The sequence below is a fragment of the Rhizobium sp. J15 genome (genome assembly GCF_002531825.1).
In the GTDB taxonomy this organism is placed as follows: Bacteria; Pseudomonadota; Alphaproteobacteria; order Rhizobiales; family Rhizobiaceae; genus Rhizobium.
In genome coordinates this window covers 1-22,398 of the sequence record NZ_NWSX01000057.1, presented here as the reverse complement: position 1 = coordinate 22,398, position 22,398 = coordinate 1, and the positions used below count along the sequence as shown (strand labels likewise).

Genomic DNA, 22,398 nt, shown 5'->3' with positions numbered 1-22,398 from the left:
GCGCCATCGCGCGTGCAGCGACCCGGCGTCAGTGGTAGAACGGCTCGAGCACTTCAACGGCATTATATCTCCTGCGCTCCGCCGGACCGCCGCACGAGGCATATAGGGCGACAATCTGGATGAGATCCGTATTGACCGCATGTAACGATGCTCCCCGAGATTCGCACGTTGCCTCATTCATTTTGCTCCCAGTTGGAGCGAAGGAGTGGGGTGCGGAGATGGCGGGGTTTCGCAGCGGCCGGCCTCCTTCGTGAGCGCCATTGCCGTTTTCGACGGAAGTCGAAGGTTAATAACCATCGTCGCGGTATTTACTTTTGACAATGGGTGTGATGCGGCTTTGCGTGATCTTCTAAAAAGAATCGAGTCCCGCCGCCAATCCCCCGTTCTATCGCGCACCTACCGCATCCCAACGTGACTGTCGACCCTGCTTCCATTAGTCGTGCAGGGCAACCACGCGGTCTCTCGTGCAGATCCCTGCGATTTCGAATTGACGGACACCGACCCCGTTTGACGGTCGTGGAGTGCACGCACTTAGTCACCCTAGCCGCCCGCGCACTGCAACCCCGCTGTAGCGATCCTTCTACCTCTATGCTAAAGAAAGTTTTGGAAAAACTTGCCTCGTCGCCATCGTTCGACGGCGGCCTTGGCGCCAATCTTGCGAGGAGCGGGCTGATGGTCGCAGCGGCATGCGAGCCGACATTCTGCGCTCCCGACCGTCGAAGACGAGGTCGCTCTCGGCGTGTTAGTCAGCCGGAATGCGCCGGCCGTCGTGCCCCTAAATATCGATCTCGAGCCAGGTATTGGCCTCCAGACTGAAGAAAAATTCGGCGCTCTCACATGCTCATGCAATCCCGTGGTGGACAACCAACGCACATGATGGTGCAGTTCCTAGGGAATGTGGTGATGAGTCATGAGCCGTCCTATATCACCTTGAACGCTGCCCTCCTGGCTATCCGTTTCTTCGAGGCACCCACGATTATGGCGGCATCGGCGGCGCTGAGATCGGGATGGGCCGCCTTCAGCGCGTCCGCCCACGCCCCCTTGCTCTGCCCCGGCAGCTGCGGTGTCTGCCTAGCGATTTCGTCCAGCCTCGCCTGGTCCTGGGCCGACACCGTCTGGAACGCCGTCCTCACGGCGATATCGCGCCTTACGGCACCCACGACTATGGCGGCATCGGCGGCGCTGAGATCGGGATGGGCCGCCTTCCGCGCGTCCGCCCACGCCCCCTTGCTCTGCCCCGGCAGCTGCGGTGTCGCCGCCTTGATCTCGTCCAGCCTCGCCTGATCCTGGGCCGACACCGTCCGGAACGCCGCCCTCCTGGCGATATCGTCCCTAAAGGTGCCCAGGATGGTGGCGGCATCGGCGGCGCTGAGATCGGGATGGGCCGCCTTCAGTGCGTCCGCCCACGCCCCCTTGCTCTGCCCCTGTAGCTGCGGTGTCTGCCTGGCGATTTCGTCCAGCCTCGCGTGGTCCTGGGCCGACACCGTCTGGAACGCTGTCCTTTTAGCAATATCCTGCTTTACGGCATTCACGATTATGGCGGCATCGGCGGCGCTGAGATCGGGATGGGCCGCCTTCAGCGCGTCCGCCCACGCCCCCTTGCTCTGCCCCGGCAGCCGCGGTGTCACCGCCGCGATTTCGTCCAGTCTCGCCTGGTCCTGGGCCGACACCGTCTGGAACGCGGCCCTTTTAGCAATATCCTGCTTTACGGCACCCACGATTATGGCGGCATCGGCGGCGCTGAGATCGGGATGGGCCGCCTTCAGCGCGTCCGCCCACGCCCCCTTGCTCTGCCCCGGCAGCCGCGGTGTCACCGCCGCGCTTTCGTCCAGTCTCGCCTGGTCCTGGGCCGACACCGTCCGGAACGCCGTCCTCCTTGCAATATCGTCCTTAAAAGAGCCCACGGTTATGGCGGCATCGGCGGCGCTGAGATCGGGATGGGCCGCCTTCAGCGCGTCCGCCCACGCCCCCTTGCTCTGCCCCGGCAGCTGCGGTGTCGCCGCCTTGATCTCGTCAAGCCTCGCCCGGTCCTGGGCCGACACCGTTCGATACGCCGCCCTCCTGGCGATAACCCGCTTTACGACGCCCACGATTACGGCGGCATCGGCGGCGCTGAGATTGGGATGGGCCGCCTTCAGCGCGTCCGCCCACGCCCCCTTGCTCTGCCTCGACTGCCGCGGTGTCTGCCTGGCGATTTCGTCCAGCCTCGCCTGGTCCTGGGCCGACACCGTCCGGAACGCCGCTCGATTGACGAGATCGCCCGTTGAGGCCCCCACGATTATGCCGGCATTCGCGGCGCTGAGATCAGGCGCCAACGCCAGCGGCCTTTGAGCATATAACGTCTGCCTGCGGCTGGGCCTGGGATCTGCGTCCTTCTCAGTAGTCCGCCTCTTGCGCCCGCCACCGGTCGGATCGCTGGGCTCCGCGGGCACCTCGGACATGGCCGAATGCTCCTCTCTTCCACCCGGCACCTCGGTGGGCCCGGCAACCGCTGAGGCTTCTAAATTCCCAAGGCCATGCAGCCCCCCGCGCTGAGGGCCAGTCTCCAGCGGCTGGCCCTCGACGAGGTGAATAGTGCGATCGGCATTATTGTATTCATCTGTTGTCCTCGTGAGGTTGAACGCGGTCTCTGCCGGGACGACCGGAACTCTCGTCAGTTCCGTCATGTCAGCCATCATTTGCGGGGTTTGTTCTTCAGGGCTTTGAAGCTCGGTCGGCGGGCTTGGCTGGTCGACGCTTAGCCTTTCCACGTAACGCAATACCGAATTCTCTTGCCAGATGTCGTCCGAATTGAAGTTGTCGGCCACTTGATCGACACGCGCCACTGAAGACTGCGCTCTTTGATCCGCTGGGTGCCGGCCCTCATCCGGCCGCGAAGAGCCCTGCCCCTTAGTCCGAGGGTCCCTGTCAACCATGCTCACCCCCCTGGGATATGGCCTTCAGGAAACAAGGGGTCAGCTGTCGGGCACCGACTGCTGACGGAAGGTCAGAATTTATCAGGGGCTCAAGCGACTTAACCAGAGTGCAAGGGGCGCGATTGCGACCATCGACCGCTCCAGCTTGCCGAGCCTCGTTCGGACGCCGCTCAATCACCGTGGGTCCCGTTTTTTGCTGTTGTGGCATGGGGCGGCTCTGCGGAATCGAGCTCAGGTGACGGGAGGCCGGCAGATCCCGAAGACATGGCCAGGCCGTTGATAACTGGTAGCGTAAACGCATCATTGCAGCAGAACCTCAAAAACCACGGAGAAGAGCCCGCGATTCAAACTAGCGCAGTCCCGGTATTGGATTGCATGCACAGGTGATATGCTCGCATCCGGTTAGTGAGCGGCTATGGCGCAGCTCCTGCGTGAACCCATAACGACAGCGGCGATCCTTCGAGAGATGCAGCGACGACCCGTTCTCCAGACCGGAGGTCCGTGCTTGATGTGGCGATCGGCTCGGATTGCTATCAACGCTGACGGCCGCCGGTGCCGCGCAAGCCGGTTACGACGAAACATCGACATGATCTCTTCTATGGTGGGATTGGCCCAACGATACCAGGGTAGTGGCAACTGTCGCCAATTGCGGCGCCAGTGAGGTCGGCCTTCGTCTTCGAACTCCTTGCTGGCTTCCGCTAAACAACGCGGCCTTATCACAAAAGGCTGGGAGATCTAACGATGATCCCGGCATCCGGACTTCTGCGCATTGCCGGCCGGTAATAGCGCGAAAGACTTGCAGCAATCGCAGCGCCGGCGGCACCCGTGACTAGTATCCGCACTGCCTGGCCCGTAACAATGCGCTGTGACCAGCGGAAGCCGATCTCGTGGAAAGACAAGGCATGCTGCGGGCTGATATGATGAAAGACGCCGGCAATGGTGCGGCGGACCCGGGACCTGAAACCTCCCACCGAGTGGACGGCGACTTGGACGAATTCGCGGCTCGAATGCTTTACGTTCTCATGCGTAGCAAAGCTCTTGCCAATCGCCATGAACGCCTCACCGCCCATCAGGCAGGTTGCGGTTCGATCCCTTTCGCCGTCGCGCGCCCTGCATGTATCGAAAGGCCTTTTCGGCCCCGTCCAGGCGGTAGACCGTCCGGATCCATTCTCGGTCGCTCACCGAGATGAAAACGGTCGATCTCCACCGTGCCATCTTGCATGTGCTCGCGCGCCAACATGAGGCGCAGCGCATATCCCATTCGCTAGCTATTGGGCATCACCAAATGTGGAAATGCCTATCTTCGCCGCATGAATGATCCATGCCGCCAGGCTGCTATCCCGCACCTGGCGCGAACCGGGACTGCAACCGGTTCGTGGATCGTGTCCAGGAGGTGGTTGTCTAATCGCTAAACTGGTCGTCAAGGTGCTTTAGGGGCGGCGGCGCGTGAAGACGATGTTGGCGGCGGCACTGCCTCAGCGTATTCAGGAACATTTTCGACGAGGCAATGCGCATCACGTGTCACCTTGCCTGTTGCGCTGCTCTTTTGGCCCCGTACTTGCGGCGCCGGGTCTCAAGGCTTCCGGGCGGTCATTTGCGAGATTCATCCCGTACGAGTGACAGGACAGGCGAATTGGCGCGTTGTAGGTCAGTGTGAACATGAACGACCAATAAGGCTCTGAGGGCAACGGGCTACTGAGCGACAGTCTAGATGAGACCCCTTGCTTGTCGCGCTGCAAGGGGGCTCATGACCAATCCTGATGAGCTTCGGCGCTTGCATATCTGAGCTGTCCCGACACGCGATGCCCTTCTACCAGCGCATTGTTGGATATCAGATGTGCATGCAAGGGGGCAGTGAAGCTCTGCTACTTTTACGGAGAAAGCCGTTCTGTCAGGTGGACGCGAGGCGAGTCTTGAATGTCGTGGAATAATAGGGTCGTCTGGTCGGAGGGCTTGTTCCTCCGCCCGCAGCATTTTCAGCAGGCCGATCGTCACGTCGAACAGCTGGTGCGCAGCAGGACGGCGGTTTTGCATGGGTACGGGTGGGGTATCAGCGAGCTGCGGCTCAATCGAGAGCTGCTTGGTCTCGGTAAGATCGCCATCGAAGCGGCTCGCGGCGTCTTGGAGGACGGGATGCCCTTCAGTATTCCTGACGAAGCCAACCAGCCAACTCCCTACGACGTTCCGCCGGATTTTCGAGATTCGCTTATTCACTTGGCGGTACCGTTTTATCAACCCGGCGCTCTTGAAACCGACGCGCAAGCGGGAATTGACGTACCTATCCGCTTCGCAGTCTCCACTGAGGATGTTGTCGACACCAACGCTGGCGAGCGAGGCAGCGCCTCCATCGACGTAGCGAGGCTGGATTTTCGACTGCTGCCGGACGCGGCAGACCGGTCTGGCTACACTTGCATCCCAATCGCCCGTATCATAGAGGTCCGGGCCGACCGACAGATCATTCTGGACGAAACGCACGTGCCGCCAACCCCCGACTGCGCCAGCTCCCGGGTCCTCTCGAACTACATCACTGAGATCACCGGCCTGCTTCACCATCGTGGTGAAGCTCTGGCCACTCGGGTCTCCCAGTCGGGAACGAACCGGGTTGCAGAGCTCGCGGACTTCCTTCTGCTGCAGGCGATCAATCGGTACGAGCCGTACTTCTGCCACCTGTCCAAGGCCGCCGTTGTAAATCCGGAATCGCTGTATGTTCTCATGCTCCAGTTGGCGGGTGAACTAGCCACGTTCGCCCGCGTCGATAAACGTGCCCCGACCCTTGGTGTTTACAAGCACGACTCTCTCGCGGAGGCGTTTTTGCCAGTGATACAGTCGATCCGGGCTTCGCTGGGTGCAGTGATTGAGCAGACTGCGGTCCCCGTACCGCTGCAGCGGCAAAAATACGGTGTCCATGTGGCTGAGGTGGCCGACCGCTCTCTCTTTACGACCTCGAGCTTCGTGCTGGCTGCTCGGGCTGATATTGAGGTCGAGCGCCTCCGGCGCGAGTTCCCGTCTCAGATTAAGATCGGCCCGGCGGAGAAAATCACGGAACTCGTCAATGTCGCACTGCCCGGCATTATCATCAATCCCCTACCGGTCGCGCCGCGTCAGATCCCCTTCCATGTTGGATTCAGCTATTTCGAGATCGATCAAAATAGCCGCTTCTGGAAGGATATGCCCCAATCCGCCGGCTTGGCGCTGCACGTTGCTGGCGACTTCCCAAATCTCGAAATGGCTCTCTGGGCCATCCGAGCCGGACAGAACCCACATTTGAGTTAGCCCACCAATGCCCCTCACGCTACGTGTACACAGCAATAGATGTAGTTTTCCGGAATATCTCGTGCCGGGCGACGCGGCTGGTGGACTGACTACCAGCCGAGCAGGCAACAGCCTGGTTCTGCCGGATGATCAGCAGATGGTCTCGAAATCCCACTGCTCAATCGAGTGCATGGCACGGCGATACGTACTGATCGACCGAGGCCGCGACGACACATGTCAAAATGACGAGGCGGTGCCGCTTCCGTCAGAGGCGCCGGTCGCCCGGAAAACCAGCGATGTTATTCAGATCGGCGCCTATATGACCGATGTCGTCGCGGTGTCGCCTTCGATATCCATTGCGGAGAGTGCCGCCGAACCGGAGGGACAACTTGCAGCGACAAGTGAGGAGTTGAGTCTTCTTGGCCCCCTCGAAACGGCCTCGTCGCTCCTGGCGGGCAATTGCACCCGGGGTGAAGAAGCGCTGCTGGACCTGAGCGACGGCGAGTTCCTACCATTGCCGTTCTTAGGCACTCGTTTAGACGCGCTGGCGGGCATGATGAGAAGTCCGTGGGATATCTACGCAGACAGTGTGCCAGATCGGGCCCCCATCTTGACGCAACCCAAGGTGGAGCAATCATCTCGCCAAGAATCATCGAGCGGCGGTCACGGCTTTCCTTGCCGCCTGCGGCTTATCATTGGCAGATGTCCGGAATGCCGGCATCGTAAGCGTGCTGGATCGTGCAGGGAAAATGCTTCTGTATTCCGCCGCGCTGCACAGCATACTCTCCGAGCGAGAGCTGGCGAACAATTATTCAGAAATAAGAGTTCCGACGAAAAAACCCTGAGTCTCGTTCCCGATGTCGGCGAGGCGTTGCGCGCAGTTCTGTGCAATGACTCCAGCGGGTCCCTCCGCGGAGACCTGGCCGTTGAGCAAGCCTTCACCGACCGTGGGACGCATGACGTGTCATTCGCGGCTGTGCAGAAGGCTCTGTCCAGCGTCCGTGCACGCTTGTCCCTAGCAGGGATCGAGAAGGCGATGGGGCGGCCCCGTTCCCTTTTGCACCGCAACCATAAGGCGCGAAACCGGAGTGCGTACGTGCGCGTCTTCAATGACGTCGTATCGAGCATCGAAACCGATTTGCTCCGGAGCTTCGGCGCCGACTTCGCGCGCCCAGTGCGAGAGCGTAGTCGACCCGCCCGCCGATCCCACGATGAGAGCGTCCGCTCCGAAGGGAAGTGGGCGGGTTGATGATGGTGATTGAGGAAACGATGCCAAAATCCCAGCCACTCGTCCTCCTTCACGCCGAGGAGCAGTTGGCTGTCCCTTCGCCGTCATCGCCAGTGGCGGACGAACTTACCTGGGAGATGCTTGCGCTCGACCGACTTAATCCACTGGTCGCGGCCGCGGCGGCGCTGCTGGGTCTCAGCGCTCAGCTCAAGAGCAGTGCTAGCCATATCGACGTTGAAGCACTGCGCCTTAGGGTGCTGCGGGAGATCGATGCTTTTGAGCGTCGGATCACGCCGCTCGGATTGCCCTCGCGAGCGATCAAGGTCTGCAAATACGCCCTCTGCGCGACCATCGATGACATCGTTCTGAACACAGCCTGGGGCAGCAACAGCGTCTGGACGACGCGCAGCTTGGTGGGATCGCTGTTCAGCGATACCTGGGGCGGCGAGCGCTTCTTCGATCTGCTGACGCAATTGAAAAATGAACCGGCCATCAATATAGAACTGCTGGAGCTGCTCTACTACTGCATGAGGTTGGGCTTCGAAGGCCGCTACCGCGTCACTGCGGGAGGAGCCGCAGAGCTCAGTGTGCTGTGCGAAGACGTCTACCGCCTGATCCGAGCAGCCCGTGGTGACTTCGAGCGCGAACTATCCCCGCACTGGCGGAGGAACTCAAATAATCCGAAGCCACGCCGCACAATCGTTCCAATCTGGGCCGTCGTAGCGTTTGGGGCAGGATTACTCCTCTCGATCTATACCGGACTCCTGCATGCATTAAATGCCCGCGCCGACGCTGTCTTCAACGATATCGCGACATTGCCGCCGAACGGCGTTGTCAGATCGGCGAGAATCGCATTGCCACCAAAGGTTGTTATGAGCAGCGACCGACTGCGTAACTTCCTCGAGCCCGAAATCCGCGAAGGGCTTGTCACTGTGTCCGAGGACCCACAGCAGATCGTCGTTATCATTCGCGCCTCCGGGATGTTCGATTCTGCTAGTCCGGAAGTGAAGAAAATGTTCCTGCCGCTTCTTTTACGAATTGGTCGTTCTCTGAACGGTGAGTCGGGATCGGTCCTCCTGACCGGGCACACCGACGCCATTCCGGTGCAATCACTCGCCTTCCCTTCAAACGATTCCCTTTCGCTCGCGCGTGCGAGCGCAGCTGCCGAGATTATCAAATCCATGATGGATGACCCAGGCCGCGTGCGAGAAGAGGGCAGAGGGAGCGGAGAACCGGTCGCTTCGAACCACACGCCCGAGGGCCGCGCGCGGAACCGTCGGATTCAAATCATCATCACAAAGACACAATGAAGACAAGCCATGCAGTCAATCAAGAAAGCGCTTAGGTGGCAATGGCTCCGTGTCGGCGGGGCGGCGATCGTATGTGCCTTAATCTTCACGCTCGGACCGCATATCTCGGTCGGAGGATTTGCGCCGCTTGACAGCCTTCGCAGCCAGATCGCGGCATCGATGCTGATTCCGGTCGGATACACCGTGATCTACTTGATCCAGTCCCAGCTTTACAAGGTTCAGGCCTATTTTGAAGACCTCGTCCAATCACGAGTGTCGGGAGCGCTGGACGCGGGTGGGGCCGAGCAGAAGAAGAGAGACCCAAGGCCTTCCGACCGAAGTGTGGGGCAAGCCAGCACGCTTGCTGAAAGAGAGCTGGAGGCGATTCGTCATCGTTTCCGCGAGACCCTTACCACACTCAAGGGGCGCCGCTACGCAGGAGGTATCAGCAGGCGGTGGCTCTATCAGCGGCCCTGGTATGTGATGATCGGTCCGCCCAACTCGGGGAAGACCACAGCAATAGTCAATTCCGGGCTCAGCTTTCCGATGGCGGCGAGGTCCGGTCTGAGAGCCGCCGGTGGGTTAGCGGGTACGGAAAACTGCGACTGGTGGATCACCGATGACGCGGTGTTCGTCGACACTGCTGGGCGCTACACGGTACAGGAGGGTGATGCAGACCGGGACAAAGCGGTTTGGCGTGGCTTGCTTCGTATGCTCAGACGCTCCCGGCCACGGCAGCCGCTGAACGGTGTCTTAGTCACGATCGCAATCAGCGAGCTGAATTCTACATCCGAGGAAGTGCTCGCCGATCGCGCGCGCTGTATCCGTGAGCGGCTCCTCGAAGTGTACAGGGAGCTTCGCCTGCAACTGCCGATTTATGTGCTTTTCACTAAGAGCGATCTGCTGGCGGGATTTGTTGAATTCTTCGACGATCTGGGTCGCGAGGGGCGGGAGGCGGTGTGGGGGTTCACCTTTGCGCAAGAGGCGTCGGAGGACGAAGGCGATCCGATGGCGTTTGCCGCAGCATACGATGCGCTTGTTGGCCGCCTAAACGAAAGGCTGCTTGAACGAATGCAGCACGAAAGCAACCTCCAGCGTCGTGCGCTCATGTTCGGCTTCCCACAGCAGGTCGCTAGCCTCAAGCACCTGACGCAACAGTTCTTGAAGGAAGCCTTTGGCGGGAATTCGTTCCAGGAACCGCTTATGCTCCGCGGCGTCTACTTCTTAAGCGGCACGCAAATTGGCATGCCCTTCGATCGAGTTGCGAACGCCAGATCTCAGACCTTCGAGATCGCTCAGCCGCCCTGTACAGCGCTTCGTGGCCCGGGCCGTAATTATTTCATCAGCCGGCTGCTGCGCGAAGTCGTTTTCGCCGAAGCTGGGCTCGTCGATGCCAATCACCGCTTCGATCGGCGCCAGCGGCGGATCCGGTATGGCGCCTACACGATGATAGCGGCGGTCATTGTTACCGCCAGCGTCTTATGGACGTTCAGCTATATTCGGAATGTTCAGCTGATCGAGAGCGTTCGCCTAATGGCTGGCAGCTATGCCAGAGGGGCTGAAAAGCTGAAGCTCGACCGGGTTGAGAGTGGCGATCTTCGACCCATCCTGCCACTGCTTCAGCGGCTGCGTGATGCCAACGGCGACAGCGCGGGCGGCCGCCTATCAAGTTCGGGTCTCGACCAGAGTAAGAAAATCAAGGTTCAGACGCTCGCGGCGTACCGCCGCGCCGTGAACACCATCCTGCTGCCGCGGCTGATGTTCCGGTTGGAAACCTTATTGGTCGAGCGGCACGACGATGATCAGTTCGTCTACCAGGCGTTAAAGGTTTACCTGATGCTGGGTCAGCAGGGTCCGCTCCAGCGCGCGGTCGTCAAAAACTGGATGGCTGCCGACTGGCGAGTGATGTTTCCGGCCGAAGCCGATGCCGGCCTGCGCAGCGCGCTCGCTGATCACCTGGATGCACTCATGGAAGGGCCGCTGCCCCATAGTGAGCTTAATGGCGAACTGATCGAGAGGAGCCGCGCGAAGCTCCAGACCGTCTCGATGGCGCGCCGCGTCCTCGACATCATCGCGACCAGTCCCGAAGCCTCGCGGGCGCCAACCTGGCGTCTGGCCGACCATGCCGGGCCGCTGGCGCAGGGCGTCCTGGCTCGCAAATCGGGACAGCCGCTCAGCGAGGGGGTTCCTGGCATCTACACGAGGGCGGGGTTTTACGGAACCTTCCTGCGATTGCTGCCGCAAGTGGCTGACGCTGTCGCTGCAGAAGGCTGGGTTCTCGACTCACAGGTAGTCGCGCCGATTGCAGCCGGTGATGTGAGCCAGAAGCTGCGGCGTTCGGCGGCGGATCTCTACGCTCAGGAGTTCGCGTTGCGCTGGGACCAGCTCATTGGCGATATGTCCATCCGCCCGTCTGGGGGTATCGATGACGCGCTGCGCACCTTGAACACGCTGTCCGCGCCGACGTCACCAATGCGCCTGTTCCTTTTCGCGGCGGCGCAGGAGCTAAAGCTCAAGCAACCACCGGCTCCCGAGGACGGCTTGACGAAAGGTGACAGTGTCCCCCAGGGCGAGGTGTTGCCAAGCGAGCTCGAGGCACTGTTCCGGTCTCAACCGGCCGCGGACACGCCTGAAGCTCACGTCCAGCTCTATATGGGCGATCATTTCCGGTGGCTGCACCAGCTGGTCGAAGTGCCGTCGAACAGCCAAGCGGGCGCGCAGGCGCCGATCGACAGTGCTCTCCGGGATCTCGGCGAACTGTATCGCTCCCTCAGCCAGGCGCAGGGGCTGGCGGGTTCGAACATCTTGGAACACAACGGGCAGGCGGGCGTCGCCATCCAACAGATCGAGGCGGGGGCGGCCGATCTGCCCGAACCCATCCGGCAATGGATCCTCGGCCTCAGCCGCCACAGCTCGGACCTAACCGTCAGCGGCATGAGGCGCGGGTTGGCGAGCGGTTGGGCGGGCGGCCCCGGCGATTTGTGCCGACGGGCTACCGAAGGACGGTATCCCTTCGCGAGCGGATCCCGCCGGGATATCCCTTTGAGCGATTTCGCCCGGCTGTTCGGCCGCAAGGCGGAGATCGACACTTTCTTCGCCGAGAACCTTTCCCCATTCGTCGACAAATCCAAAGGTTCGTGGCAGTTTCGGCCAACGAGCGGTGTCGATTTCCCTATCGGCCGCAATACCTTGGCCCAGTTCCAACGGGCAGCCACGATCCGCGACACCATGTTCGATGATGCCGGCCAGGTGTCAGTTGGATTCCTGCTCACCGTCGCCGAGACCGATCCGTTGACAGACCAGGTGGTGGTAGACATCGACGGCCAGCGCCTCGAACATCGACGAGGAACGGCCGCGGCGGCCATGCATTTCCATTGGCCTACGGCCGGCGGCGTCGGCGGCGCTTCCGTCGCTTTCATCGGTTTTCAAGGCGCCACCCTCTCCAAGAGCGGCCATTGGGCGCTGTTTCGCCTCTTAAATGAGGCGGATAAGCAGCCATTGGGAGGAGGGGACCTTATTCAGGTACGACTGGTGTCCGGTCGCCATTGGGCAGTTTTTAACCTCCAGCCTGACAGCGTGATGAGCCCGTTGTCCCGCAATCTGCTGTCAGAATTCCGATGTCCAGATTTCTTATGAACGCCGGGATAGCATCCGACTGGCGCTGGGAAAGCCCTATGGGGTCACGAGACGCCCACGCAGGTCTGCGGCGGGAGAGGTCGGCATGTCGGTTGCCGGCCGGATCGGAGGCGGTCACGGCTGCGACTGGCGGCGATCGTCGCTTGATCTCGGCGCGCCGCTTTCCCGCTCGACTAGACCGCTGGAGAGCGCGGTCACCTCCATCAGGCAGATCTTCGGGAAGTTGGGTGATCAGATCCTGTCCCACCCTATCAACCGACGTACACTGATCTAGAACAGGAAACTGGAGAGATATAATGGCCGGAATGAAGCACAATAGGACAAGAGCGAAGAAATTTCTGCAGTTGATCGACCAGACGAAGAACAGAGCGGATTTGGAGTTCTGCTTTGCGGTCGGCACGGTTGGCGATCTGCGGAAGCCTGCTGTCCTGGTGAGTAAGAAAAAGCTCAATGGATTGGCACAAACTTTGAAAAACATGCCTTTTGAAGATGATGAGGATAGTAGTAAGGAGAACTTTTCGCTTCTGCGGAGAGGCACGGGCAGGATGAACGAAAACGGCGTTATCCTCGTCAAGTTGGCTGATGGTGGAAAGGCCGGGTTCCCGCAGGTCCAAAAGGTGATGAAGAAGTATTTCGTGAACTTCCGCATGAGGTTGCCTGACATGCAGGAAGCAGGAATCTTAACTGAAGAAGACATTCAGCAGTTTGAGATGAACGCCGAGGAGAACTCCCAATTTCTTCCACCCGACGACTCTGAAGAATTCAATCGGCCGATGACGGCGCTCGATAGCGCGGAAGGGAACTCTGCAGGGAGTGTTGAAGAAACTGAAGAGAGAAGCAAGCGTGAAGGCGGGGCTGAGCTCCTGGAGCAGCTTCTCCCGGAAGTGAAGGAGGGCATTGCCGCCGCGGCCGCGACCATTTCCAATCACGCAGTAAGTCTCAGCGCGCAAATTGGCGCGGGACAGACCGCAGAGTTGTCCCATCTGACCACGAAGATCGCGGATTGGCTGCAACGTGTGCTGGCTGCGACGCCTCCGGAAGAGCAGGAGGCAACGCTGCACAACTTCGCCGGCCGACTTCTGTTGATGCTGGCCTATCCTGAGAATCTGCGAAATCTTCAATATGTGGATGACATGCCCGATGGGGCGGGGCAGGGCGAGACAAACGGCGACCGCCGCGAAGAGGTCGTGGTGAATGGGATCGATCTGAACAGAGTTCCAACGGGCGCTCTCGATCAAGACGAGGTAGTAGAGTCCTTGTTCCGTCTGATCAAGGCAAAGGCTCAGGAGCGACAGCTTTCTTATCCGCTAGAGAACGCGAATTCTGAGAGGATTGCGAAGATAGTGTCGTCGCAATGGCCGAAGGAACTAGGCGATGCAGCCCGTAGGCGCGCGGTTGTGGAGCGTCTGATCGCAGCGGTGGTCCCGCGGCTCGGTAACGATGATCAACTTCTGGTCCTTCTTGGCATCGCAGACCAGCCCGAAAGGACCAAATCCATCGAGAACTCGGTCGAAAGTATCATAGCTATATGGCAGGCTCATCTCGACACTGCCTTGACGCTGCGGGATGAGGTAAAGAGCAAGATCAACCAGATGGTCGATGTGGAAGCCCGCGGCGGAACGTGGAGGTATGTCGACGACATCTTCCTGCAGTTCGGAGGAGAGCTTTCAGATCAGCTCTCCGCCATCACCGAACGCAACGGTGAGGCACTGTCGAGCGCGACCGAGCGTGTCCGAACCACAGTCCAGAAGAAGCTCGATTATCTCAACGGCAGCGACATTGTAGCCATGCTTGACAATCCTCCAATCGACATCGGTCCGGGCACTATAGGGCAGACGCTGCGGGAAGGGCTCGCGGCCATCACCGATGGACTGAAGCGCATCGAAACCTCGCGCGCCGCGCCCGCCGCGTAATAATCGCCTGTCTCGATGCCGGCCGACCCACCGGAAGGCCGGGCGAGCAGGCCATCAACGGCCTCATCAGCGACGGAAGGAGTTCCGCCGCTCAGGTGGGTCAGCGAAGCGGTGAAGGAGCGGCGCACCAACAGAGGCTCTTCTTCATCGGCTGCCGCTTCAACGACCAGATGCTGCGCACCTACGCCCGACGGATCATGACGCGATCCAACGCACCACGTTTTGCGGTGCTGGATGCGGCAGCGCCGACCAACAACCAACGCCGTTTCCTTGCAGCAAGCCCGATCACGCTTATCGACGTGCCGACTGGCGAAGCTGCGGCTAGGTTTATCGGCTGAAAACCAGAGTAGAGAAGGAGTGTTGCGGGTACGACGATACACGAGGATTTCGGAGGTCGGTCGTCGGCACCGACGTCGGAGGCGGATTTGCCGTAAACGTTGATCATCACGGCCGCTGTTTGAAAGTGCCGCTCGCCTTGCTATGAATCCACCCATTCCTTTTTGCACGCATTCCATCCACAAAAACGATTTTACTGCTCAAAACGATTGCCCTTAGAAAACGCTGAAGAGCGCTGTGTAGATTATGTGGAGTTCTAAAAAAATGGGTCCTCAGGTGCGGAGACGATGCTGGAAATTCGACCTGGAGCCCTCTGTCAGTTGCCTGGCCTCGATTGTTATCTTACGCTGGTCGTGATCGGGCAGAATCTTCACCGTTGCTTCTCCCGTTTCAGTGCTGATAGGGCTCTCACAAGAAGCACTGTTCCCTGGTCGACTAACCTGTGAGTGCATCTCCCACAATCACTAGAAGCCAGAGCAGGCGCGCTCGCAGCCGCGAGGACTTGGTCTGCGCCTTTTGCAGGGCCACCAAACCTCGTGATGTTTTCTTGCGGCTGTCGGGCCGAAATATGAAGGATTGAGTGATGTGGATAGGTTAGGCAGTTCTGCTGCAAGCGCTTCGGCCCGGGTTTCTGTGCGGCGTCGCAACAATGATCAAGAAGGTTGCGCAGGATCGGTTGTCGGCAATGTCGCCGCGCCGGTCACTAATGGTATCGGCTTCGACCCCGTGAGCTCTAGCTGCACTGTCAAGCGCCACCCTATGAAACTACGAAGGCCGGTGGCCAGGCCAGAGCGACCTACCTTCCGAAACGAACTGGAGAGCAACATGCTGTGTCTAGGGCTCAGTGGCGGTCTAAGCAAAGATTACGAAAATTCGTCCGATCTACCGAGCACCTTTATGCACGATGGGGCTGCGGTTCCCGTTCGCGACGGGCGAGTGATAGCGGCGGTCGAGGAGGAGCGCCTTAACCGGATCAAGCACTCCAACAAGTTACCAATGCGTTCGATTCAATATTGCCTCGCATCTGCAGGTGTTCACCTGAGCGACATCGACCGCATCGCGTATTATGCGACCGAGGCCTATTGCAACGCTGTGCTCGAGCGCGTGCGCCTCTTTCACCCAAGCACCCCAGCATCGGATCCGAGACTGTTGCAACGGGCTCGGGGAAGTCGACACGGGCGCTATATTCCTGTGGGACACCCCGATGTTCCATGTGATCGCCATCGTCACACAGATCTGGCCGCCCCTTGGACGCGTGATGGCACAATGCCATGAGGTTGTCACCCGCGCTCCACCGCCGAGATGAACTCGAAAACGTTGGACCCGGAATTGATTGTTGAGGAATGAACGTCATGAAACGCTATGTAGAAAAAGAGGTGACGGATCAACTCGCTTATAGGCGAAAGATGTTGCAAGATTGGAGAGGAGAGCGCCTCACTGGACACCAGATAAACTTGGCATCAATAGACCTCAACCTCCTGGTCGCGCTCGAGGCTCTGCTCGAATACCGGAACGTGACGCACGCGGGCCAGCACATCGGGCGGAGTCAACCGGCGATGAGCCGGGCACTGGGAAGGCTGCGCGGCATGTTCAATGATGACCTGCTGGTGCGGTCTTCAACGGGTTTGATCCCAACGCCGCAAGGCGAACACTTGGCTCAAAGGCTGCCGTCGGCACTGCGTACGATCCGAGAGATGGTGACAAGCCGCAGCGTAATCTCAAAAGAATGGGGGAGGGGGGCAACGCTGGCGATCCCCGATCATCAAGCTTTGGCTGTACTACCGCGCCTCCTGCCGTGGTTACGCGAGCGTGCCCCTCATCTCGACACACTCGCCTGTTTGCCGTTTGATCGTGCCGTGCGGGGGCTTGAGCAAGGTGATATTGATTTGGCCGTTGGGCATATTGACGTGCAACTGCCTGGCTATTTTCGGCGCAGTCTCTATACAGACCGCTTCGCGTGTTTGTTGCGCCACGACCATCCCGCGCTGGCGCAGGAATGGACGATCGACAACTTCGCGACCTTGCGTCACGCTGCCATCAGTACGGACTCCCCCGACCATTTCGGCCCGATCTACGACCACTTGCCCAACCTGCGAGAGGATCGTAGTCCCATACTTTTTTCCAGCGTTCTCACGGCAGCGGTGGTGGCTTCGGGGACGGATTTGGTATTGCTCGTCCCGCGCCGCGTTGCGACCCAAGTTTCTGCGATGCTGCCGCTTAGGGTTGTTGATCCACCCCTCGAGCCGGCACCGTACAAGGTCATGCTCATCTGGCACGAGCGGTGCCATCACGACCCGCAGCATAAATGGCTGCGCAAGGAGGTCGCCGCAGCGTTGGAGACGGGAGCAGACTGACACAGAAGCGGTGATCGGGATGCTCCCGAAGCATCAAAGAGAGCAAACGGGGATTTTGCGCGGGGAAATGACCAAGAGCTCAGCGCTGCTGCGCCCGAGAGTGCCAGGCATGTTGGACGAATATCGAGACTTGGATGCCTATGTGCTCGCGGGGTCTGCTTGTATCCGGGCTTCTGCTGAGCTGCGGCTCGGCCCTGCAGTGGCGCGGATATCTTCGCGCCGGCTCTCGGATCGACCATTTTGATGGTGATCGTCAAGTGATCAACATTTATGTCAGCAGGCTCGCCGACACGGTCTGGCACTGCCGGACCGTTGGTTGAAAGACACAGCTTGATATCGGGGACCTCTGTGGCTCCGCGTGCAAATGTCGCCTTTGTCTTCTTCCGGTCATAACAGGCATCGCTTGGTCCGGCGATAAAGAGCACGGAAAGCTGAGGGACTTCATTGGCGACCGCAACGACCTTTCGCAGCGCCTGGTCAGGCGTAGGCCGGCTTTCGTTGGCGCAGTATTTACTATTGCAGTAGTTGCACTGGATATTGCAAGCTGGTGCGGCTACGACGTGCATGCGCGCGAAATAGTAGTGCGCTTTTTCTAAATAGCAGGAAAGGTCCGTGATTTTCTCCCAGACAGCCGGCTCGACGTGGTGCGGCTTTGCGGACGAACCGCACAATGACGCGGCGCAAGCAGTGGACTTCGCTGTGGCCAGCAGTTGGTTCATAGTTGTCGTGCTGGTCAGGTTCTTGAGCGAAATCATTGGTGGGGGCATTAAAGGCTCCGTTGCTGCTTAACGTCGCGGTTCAAGAAGCAAGGGCCATGCCAATGAAAATTGCGTTAGTTTTCAATTGGTTAGAGTTTTTTGTCCGGTTCCCTCCATTTGCGACCCGACATAGGGTTGTCAGGCATTCGACAATAGACCTACACCGGTAAAATGGCGGCTCGCCTCGAGTGCTTGAGTTGAGGAGGGCAGGTCGGGCCGCTCGACCACACCAGGCTTAGAACTTTCTTTCACCCCGATTTGATGCCCGCGGATGGCATAACCAGCCTAACGTGGGGTGACGCCGAGAGGCGAGCCGCCTGGCCCCAGATTTCTCCCTCGCGTCGATCAGCCGCTCCCGCTCGGTCAGACGAGCCCGATTGGGAGCCAGGCAGGATCGTTCGGATACAGGCTTTGGAGGAGACTTCGCCGAGACAGGCACCGGCAGCCCCGGCGGCCGCAAACGGGGATCCAGTCGACATTGGGCTCTTTCTGGCGAACTCGTCGATCGCATTGTCGCCGAATGGACCGTTAGCTACCTTCCACACAAGCGCAGAGAGGCCCTGGCTGTTCTTGCAGACAAAATCCAACGCACCAATGGTCCTTGATTGCGCGGGAGTTGCTGTCCTACGCACGCTGTTTGAGTTCACAGACGTTCCCTGGGAAGTGGCATTGCGAGGCCAAGTCAAGCGCCGACGGCGCGAATGTCCGTTCGCAGATGCATAGAACGCCATTTTCAACTCAAGACCAGACTTGCGACGGGCCATGGACCACGAAAATGGGTCGAATTGCATGATCGCGAAACGATCCGCGACTGTCCTATCGGTATTGCCGCGGGATAGACGGGCGGACGAGGCGGGGCTGCGCAGCTCCTTCTGGCCTGATGCGCAGGACGTTCACGGAGCGTACACGGGCTCCGCCGAGGGATTCATTGAGTTCACGCTTGGTGTCTTCAAGACCGAACCGCGCAACATCCACCAGATCACCAACGTTCTGATTGAGTTTATCAGCCCGGCTGAAGCACCTGTCGAGAGCTACTTCACTGCGCTCCAACGAGGGCCGGACTGCGGCCGGATCAAACGTTGCCAGGTTTCTCCTATGTGGTCGATATTGCGACCATTTTCTGAAAAGGGAAGGGGAGTGGAGAATTGCCGACCGCACAGTGGTCTATGATTGGCTCGAGGAGCAGACACAGCAGGCGGCGTCGCCAGAGTTTGAGCGGTTCGGTTTCAGGCAGCCGATCGGAACATCGCATTCTAACGACCCGGTCTATACGCTCGGAAGCGGCAAAGAGCATGAAAAGCCGAGGCGGAATAGCGGCGCGTTCAGCTGGTGCCGAACTCTTCTTTTCCGGGACGTGGTGCTAACTTGCTGTCATCTGGCTCCTTTAGCGTTAGATCGCATACGCCGGAGCAGGAGAAGCTAATCCATGAAGCAAGCAGACACCCGCCGTCATTACACGCGCTGCAGGCGGGATTGGCCGCGCTCTGGTCGATGCCTTTGCGACAAACGGCGACATTGTCGTTGCCGTGGATCTTCCTGGAAGCGGAACGGTGCGGTGCGGCGTTGCCGCGCGGCCCTGCGATCTTCAATGTGGCCTCGCTGGGCGGGTTGCTGGGCGCCCCAGACGCAACGGCTACGCTGCCTGGAAGGGGCCTGATCTTGATCACGAAAAGTTTGGCATGCGAGTTGGCGTCGCGTCGAGTGGGCCTGACGGCCATAAGAGCTCGGCTATGTGCGCACGCCGATGGTCGAGAACTGGAACGCGCCGACGAGACGGATCTCGCCGCTATTCGCCGACGCGTGCCGATGGGGCCCATGGGCGCGTCCCGATGATGTCGACCGGACCTTGCGGTTTCCGGTCAGCTCGCACGTCGATCATTCATCGACATCGTGTCGGACGGTCGCCTTGGGCTTGGCGACGGGTCCGGATACGAGCGATTCGAGTTCAAGCGCTTCGGTGTCGTTATTCATGAGGCGCCTGGGGAGTACCTGGGTGATCTTTTAGGGGCTCAACCAGAAGGTTTTCGAACCCGACGGCCATTATCAGAAGATACCCCCAACGGCGATATCGTTGCGGACCACCCAGAAGCCAGCCCCGCCAATCTGCATCGCGGCAGGATCGGAGTGCAGCATGAGGCGGGCCGTCGCAGAGAGTCGCAGCAATTATTGCAGTCTCTAATCTTCGCCTGCGTCCTCCCGTAATACAAGGGCGTATCAACTCAGCCGGCGGCGCAAAAAGTCCTCACGATGAGGCAAGCTTTTAGCCGCGGTTCAAATTGAGGTGTTCGAAGTACCAAGACGGGTCATCATCGGATGAATCTGTCTCGACACTGGCGTCACTCGAATGCTCCTCGACACCTGCTTCATCGTCGCTAAGATACTCCACGGTTTTAGAGAGATAACTCCAAGGTTTGTCGGCGCGCTGCCATCCACCCTTGCTATTCTTTGTCCACTTGTCGGGATGTTGCGTAGGGTCGAGCACCCAGCGATTTTCACCCACATTAACGAAACCCATCTGCTCTAGACGGGTTCCCATCTCCGGCGTAGCGGGACGTGACATGATCAACGGCTGTTCGCCGTCGAGTTGAAGTTGATGTTCGAGCAGAATATCGCCTGCGTTCTCGACAAGCGGATGAGTAACGCGAAGGTCTACAATCGACGTGATTCTTCTTCGACCGGGAAATAGTTCCCGCCACGGCTCGTTTTCGATGCTAAATCCATCCTCTGTTCTTAAAAGCCCAACGCTTCGTTCTCCCAGATCATAGCTGAAATATCGCGCGCTGGGCGTATCATTGTCGGTGCCGCCGTAGAGTCGAGCGATGGTAGCCGTACGCAGGGCTTTAGAGGACACGAAGGGCGAGTACTCTTGTGGATTGACGGAAATGTGCTTGATTTCATCACCGTAAAATTCCCTTACTTTTCTGGCAAATGTCGATCTGTCGAGCACCTTAATTGGAGGTTCGGAAGAGAGCGAGTATGGTCGCGTTGGCGACGAAGGCGAAAGAGCATGGGGATCTGGCGTTGATCGGGACGGCATGCCCGTAAGCGTTTGTGCCCCGGTCATATTCTCGATCCACCCCGCCATGGCCCGGGTGCGATCATCTTCCTCGGAAATGTTGTAGCGCAGCGATCGTTCTGAGTTATCCATGGCGGTCTCTCCTGAGAGTGAAAGGTGTGATGAAGCGCATTCTTTTCAGTCGCTTCACATGGGAACGGTGCGCTCACATGTCCGGCCTATAAAGCGGATACGTGACTGCTAGACTCGATGAAGCGGGCGGTGCGCGTTGCATGCGCCGCTCCTGATCCCTTTACCTCAGCCCAAGCCTCGAGGATCCGCGAAAGCGTGGCTCCCTTCGCCAGACCATCGTCGAATCGGCTGACAGTCCGTCGGAGGTGTCTGCGCCGCGGCAGGGCTAAGATTAGCTTGAATGTTAGAGGCGTCTCGGAAAATTTACCGCCCCGCGGGCCTGTTCTGTTTTCACCGTTGTTGGTCTCCAATTGCAGATTACGCATATGCTAGTGCAACCGGACTGGTCGCCATCATGCAAAATCGATATTCTAAAATGCTTTGGAAAAGCGGAGCCACGTGACCCCTTAGGTGGTGAAGGTGACCTGCCACTGCGAATTTCCTCCAGAATTGATTAGAGTCCGGCCCATCAAAGGACGGACGAATGAAGAAGCAGAGGTTTACCGAAGAGCAGATAATTGCGGTACTGAAGGAGCAGGAGGCAGGCGCGAAGGCGGCCGACCTCTGCCGTAAGCACGGGATTTCGGAAGCGACGTTTTACAACTGGAAAGCCAAATACGGTGGTATGGAAGTGTCCGAGGCCAAGCGGCTGAAGGCGCTTGAGGACGAGAACGCCAGGCTGAAAAAGCTGCTGGCCGAACAGATGCTGGATGCGGCCGCGCTCCGCGAGCTTCTTGCAAAAAAAATGGTAGGGCCTGCCGCCAAGCGTGAAGCCGTCACGCATCTGAAGGCCGTGATGGGTCTTTCGGAGCGGCGGGCCTGCCAGATCATATCCGCCGACCGCAAGACGGTGCGTTATCGGTCCTGCCGACCGCCGGAGGTGGCGCTGCGGGCAAAGCTGCGTGACCTTGCAAACGAGCGTCGGCGTTTCGGCTATCGGCGACTGTTCGTCCTGCTTCGACGGGAAGGAGAGCCGTCCGGCGTCAATAGGATCGAGGTTCCAAATTTGATTTCCGGAGGACCGGCATCGATGTACCCAAGACGGAACCAGCCGCGCGATGACGATTCTCGCGAAGTAAGTGGGTGGATCGAAGGCGTGACCGGAGCTTTCGATACGGACGCCTGGATCCGGGAGTACAATTCACAGAGACGAGATGTGGAACAGGATCTGAGCGACTTGCGCCTCGGTTCGCACGACAGTGACGCCGGCGACCGTGTGCCGCGTCGCAGATCCGTGGGCGGTTCGATGCGAGTGACGCCGCAGTCGTTGGCGCCGGAGAACTCGTTGAGCGGCGCCCGCCACAGCATAGACGTCTCTCGGGCGGGCTCCAGCAGCTTGCGATTCGGCGGCTCGGGGAGCAAGACATCGAGCAATATGGCGGAGGCGGGCGAAGTCGCCGCGGCGCCGCAGGGCAAACGCCGCGGATTTACGTCGCGCATGGCGTCAGGGTTCAAGAAGGCGTTCGGATTGAGCAGCGGCAAGACGTCGTCGCGGAGTTCGGGGCAGCAAGACGTCGATGCCGCAACGGA

Annotated in this window: 9 protein-coding genes and 6 pseudogenes; 11 read left to right on the top strand and 4 right to left on the bottom strand. The window is 59.4% G+C overall.

Features of this window, described 5'->3' with window-relative positions:
* Positions 1–920: 920 nt before the first annotated feature.
* Positions 921–2,666, bottom strand: a complete 1,746-nt coding sequence (locus CO670_RS29100; protein ID WP_245426092.1) for a hypothetical protein — start codon at positions 2,664–2,666, stop codon at positions 921–923.
* 965 nt (positions 2,667–3,631) lie between these two features.
* A pseudogene (locus CO670_RS29095) lies at positions 3,632–4,191 on the bottom strand (transposase); the annotation flags it as partial.
* Positions 4,192–4,832: 641 nt separating this feature from the next.
* Between CO670_RS29095 and tssK the strand changes: the two are divergent.
* From tssK to CO670_RS29045, 8 genes and pseudogenes are all read left to right on the top strand, one after another.
* Positions 4,833–6,188 carry a type VI secretion system baseplate subunit TssK gene (gene tssK / locus CO670_RS29085; protein ID WP_016737477.1) on the top strand — a complete coding sequence of 452 codons (1,356 nt, stop codon included), beginning with the start codon at positions 4,833–4,835 and terminating at the stop codon, positions 6,186–6,188.
* Positions 6,189–6,195: 7 nt separating this feature from the next.
* Positions 6,196–7,416, top strand: a complete 1,221-nt coding sequence (locus tag CO670_RS29080) for a type VI secretion system-associated FHA domain protein (protein WP_210293996.1) — start codon at positions 6,196–6,198, stop codon at positions 7,414–7,416.
* The gene (icmH, locus tag CO670_RS29075) at positions 7,416–8,705 is read left to right on the top strand and encodes a type IVB secretion system protein IcmH/DotU (protein ID WP_012489524.1); all 1,290 of its coding nucleotides are present in this window, start codon (positions 7,416–7,418) and stop codon (positions 8,703–8,705) included. The genes CO670_RS29080 and icmH overlap by 1 nt, the downstream gene beginning before the upstream one ends.
* Before the next feature lie 9 nt (positions 8,706–8,714).
* On the top strand, positions 8,715–12,320 hold the full coding sequence (gene tssM, locus CO670_RS29070) for a type VI secretion system membrane subunit TssM (protein ID WP_097593478.1): 3,606 nt from the start codon (positions 8,715–8,717) through the stop codon (positions 12,318–12,320).
* Positions 12,321–12,616: 296 nt separating this feature from the next.
* Positions 12,617–14,233, top strand: coding sequence for a hypothetical protein (locus CO670_RS29060; protein ID WP_012489526.1), 1,617 nt, complete (start codon positions 12,617–12,619; stop codon positions 14,231–14,233).
* Between the two features lie 143 nt (positions 14,234–14,376).
* Positions 14,377–14,571, top strand: a pseudogene (locus tag CO670_RS29055) (hypothetical protein); the annotation flags it as partial.
* A gap of 823 nt (positions 14,572–15,394) precedes the next feature.
* Positions 15,395–15,673, top strand: a pseudogene (locus CO670_RS29050) (carbamoyltransferase N-terminal domain-containing protein); the annotation flags it as partial.
* 239 nt (positions 15,674–15,912) lie between these two features.
* Complete coding sequence (locus CO670_RS29045; protein ID WP_012489527.1) at positions 15,913–16,923, top strand: LysR substrate-binding domain-containing protein; 1,011 nt, start codon at positions 15,913–15,915, stop codon at positions 16,921–16,923.
* A gap of 209 nt (positions 16,924–17,132) precedes the next feature.
* Here CO670_RS29045 and CO670_RS29040 read toward each other — a convergent pair.
* Positions 17,133–17,690 (bottom strand): annotated as a pseudogene (locus CO670_RS29040) (radical SAM protein); the annotation flags it as partial.
* A 776-nt stretch (positions 17,691–18,466) separates the two neighbouring features.
* Here CO670_RS29040 and CO670_RS33505 point away from each other — a divergent pair.
* Both CO670_RS33505 and CO670_RS33500 read left to right on the top strand, forming a co-directional pair.
* Positions 18,467–19,104: pseudogene (locus CO670_RS33505) on the top strand (nuclear transport factor 2 family protein).
* 455 nt (positions 19,105–19,559) lie between these two features.
* A pseudogene (locus CO670_RS33500) lies at positions 19,560–19,824 on the top strand (LLM class flavin-dependent oxidoreductase); the annotation flags it as partial.
* Positions 19,825–19,941: 117 nt separating this feature from the next.
* Here the strand turns inward: CO670_RS33500 and CO670_RS29015 are convergent.
* Positions 19,942–20,829: a hypothetical protein gene (locus CO670_RS29015; RefSeq protein ID WP_008536079.1), complete on the bottom strand. Its 888-nt coding sequence runs from the start codon at positions 20,827–20,829 to the stop codon at positions 19,942–19,944.
* Positions 20,830–21,352: 523 nt separating this feature from the next.
* Here CO670_RS29015 and CO670_RS33495 point away from each other — a divergent pair.
* Positions 21,353–22,398, top strand: a 1,046-nt coding sequence (locus CO670_RS33495; protein WP_245426086.1) for a transposase, incomplete at its 3' end; no start/stop codon positions are given.

Bases quoted from the DNA above. Each gene is read 5' to 3' on its own strand.
- tssK (WP_016737477.1), top strand. From the start codon at position 4,833: ATGTCGTGGAATAATAGGGTCGTCTGGTCGGAGGGCTTGTTCCTCCGC.
- CO670_RS29100 (WP_245426092.1), bottom strand. From the start codon at position 2,666: ATGACGGAACTGACGAGAGTTCCGGTCGTCCCGGCAGAGACCGCGTTC.
- icmH (WP_012489524.1), top strand. From the start codon at position 7,416: ATGATGGTGATTGAGGAAACGATGCCAAAATCCCAGCCACTCGTCCTC.
- CO670_RS29015 (WP_008536079.1), bottom strand. From the start codon at position 20,829: ATGGATAACTCAGAACGATCGCTGCGCTACAACATTTCCGAGGAAGAT.
- CO670_RS29060 (WP_012489526.1), top strand. From the start codon at position 12,617: ATGGCCGGAATGAAGCACAATAGGACAAGAGCGAAGAAATTTCTGCAG.
- CO670_RS29080 (WP_210293996.1), top strand. From the start codon at position 6,196: ATGCCCCTCACGCTACGTGTACACAGCAATAGATGTAGTTTTCCGGAA.
- CO670_RS29045 (WP_012489527.1), top strand. From the start codon at position 15,913: ATGAACGTCATGAAACGCTATGTAGAAAAAGAGGTGACGGATCAACTC.
- tssM (WP_097593478.1), top strand. From the start codon at position 8,715: ATGCAGTCAATCAAGAAAGCGCTTAGGTGGCAATGGCTCCGTGTCGGC.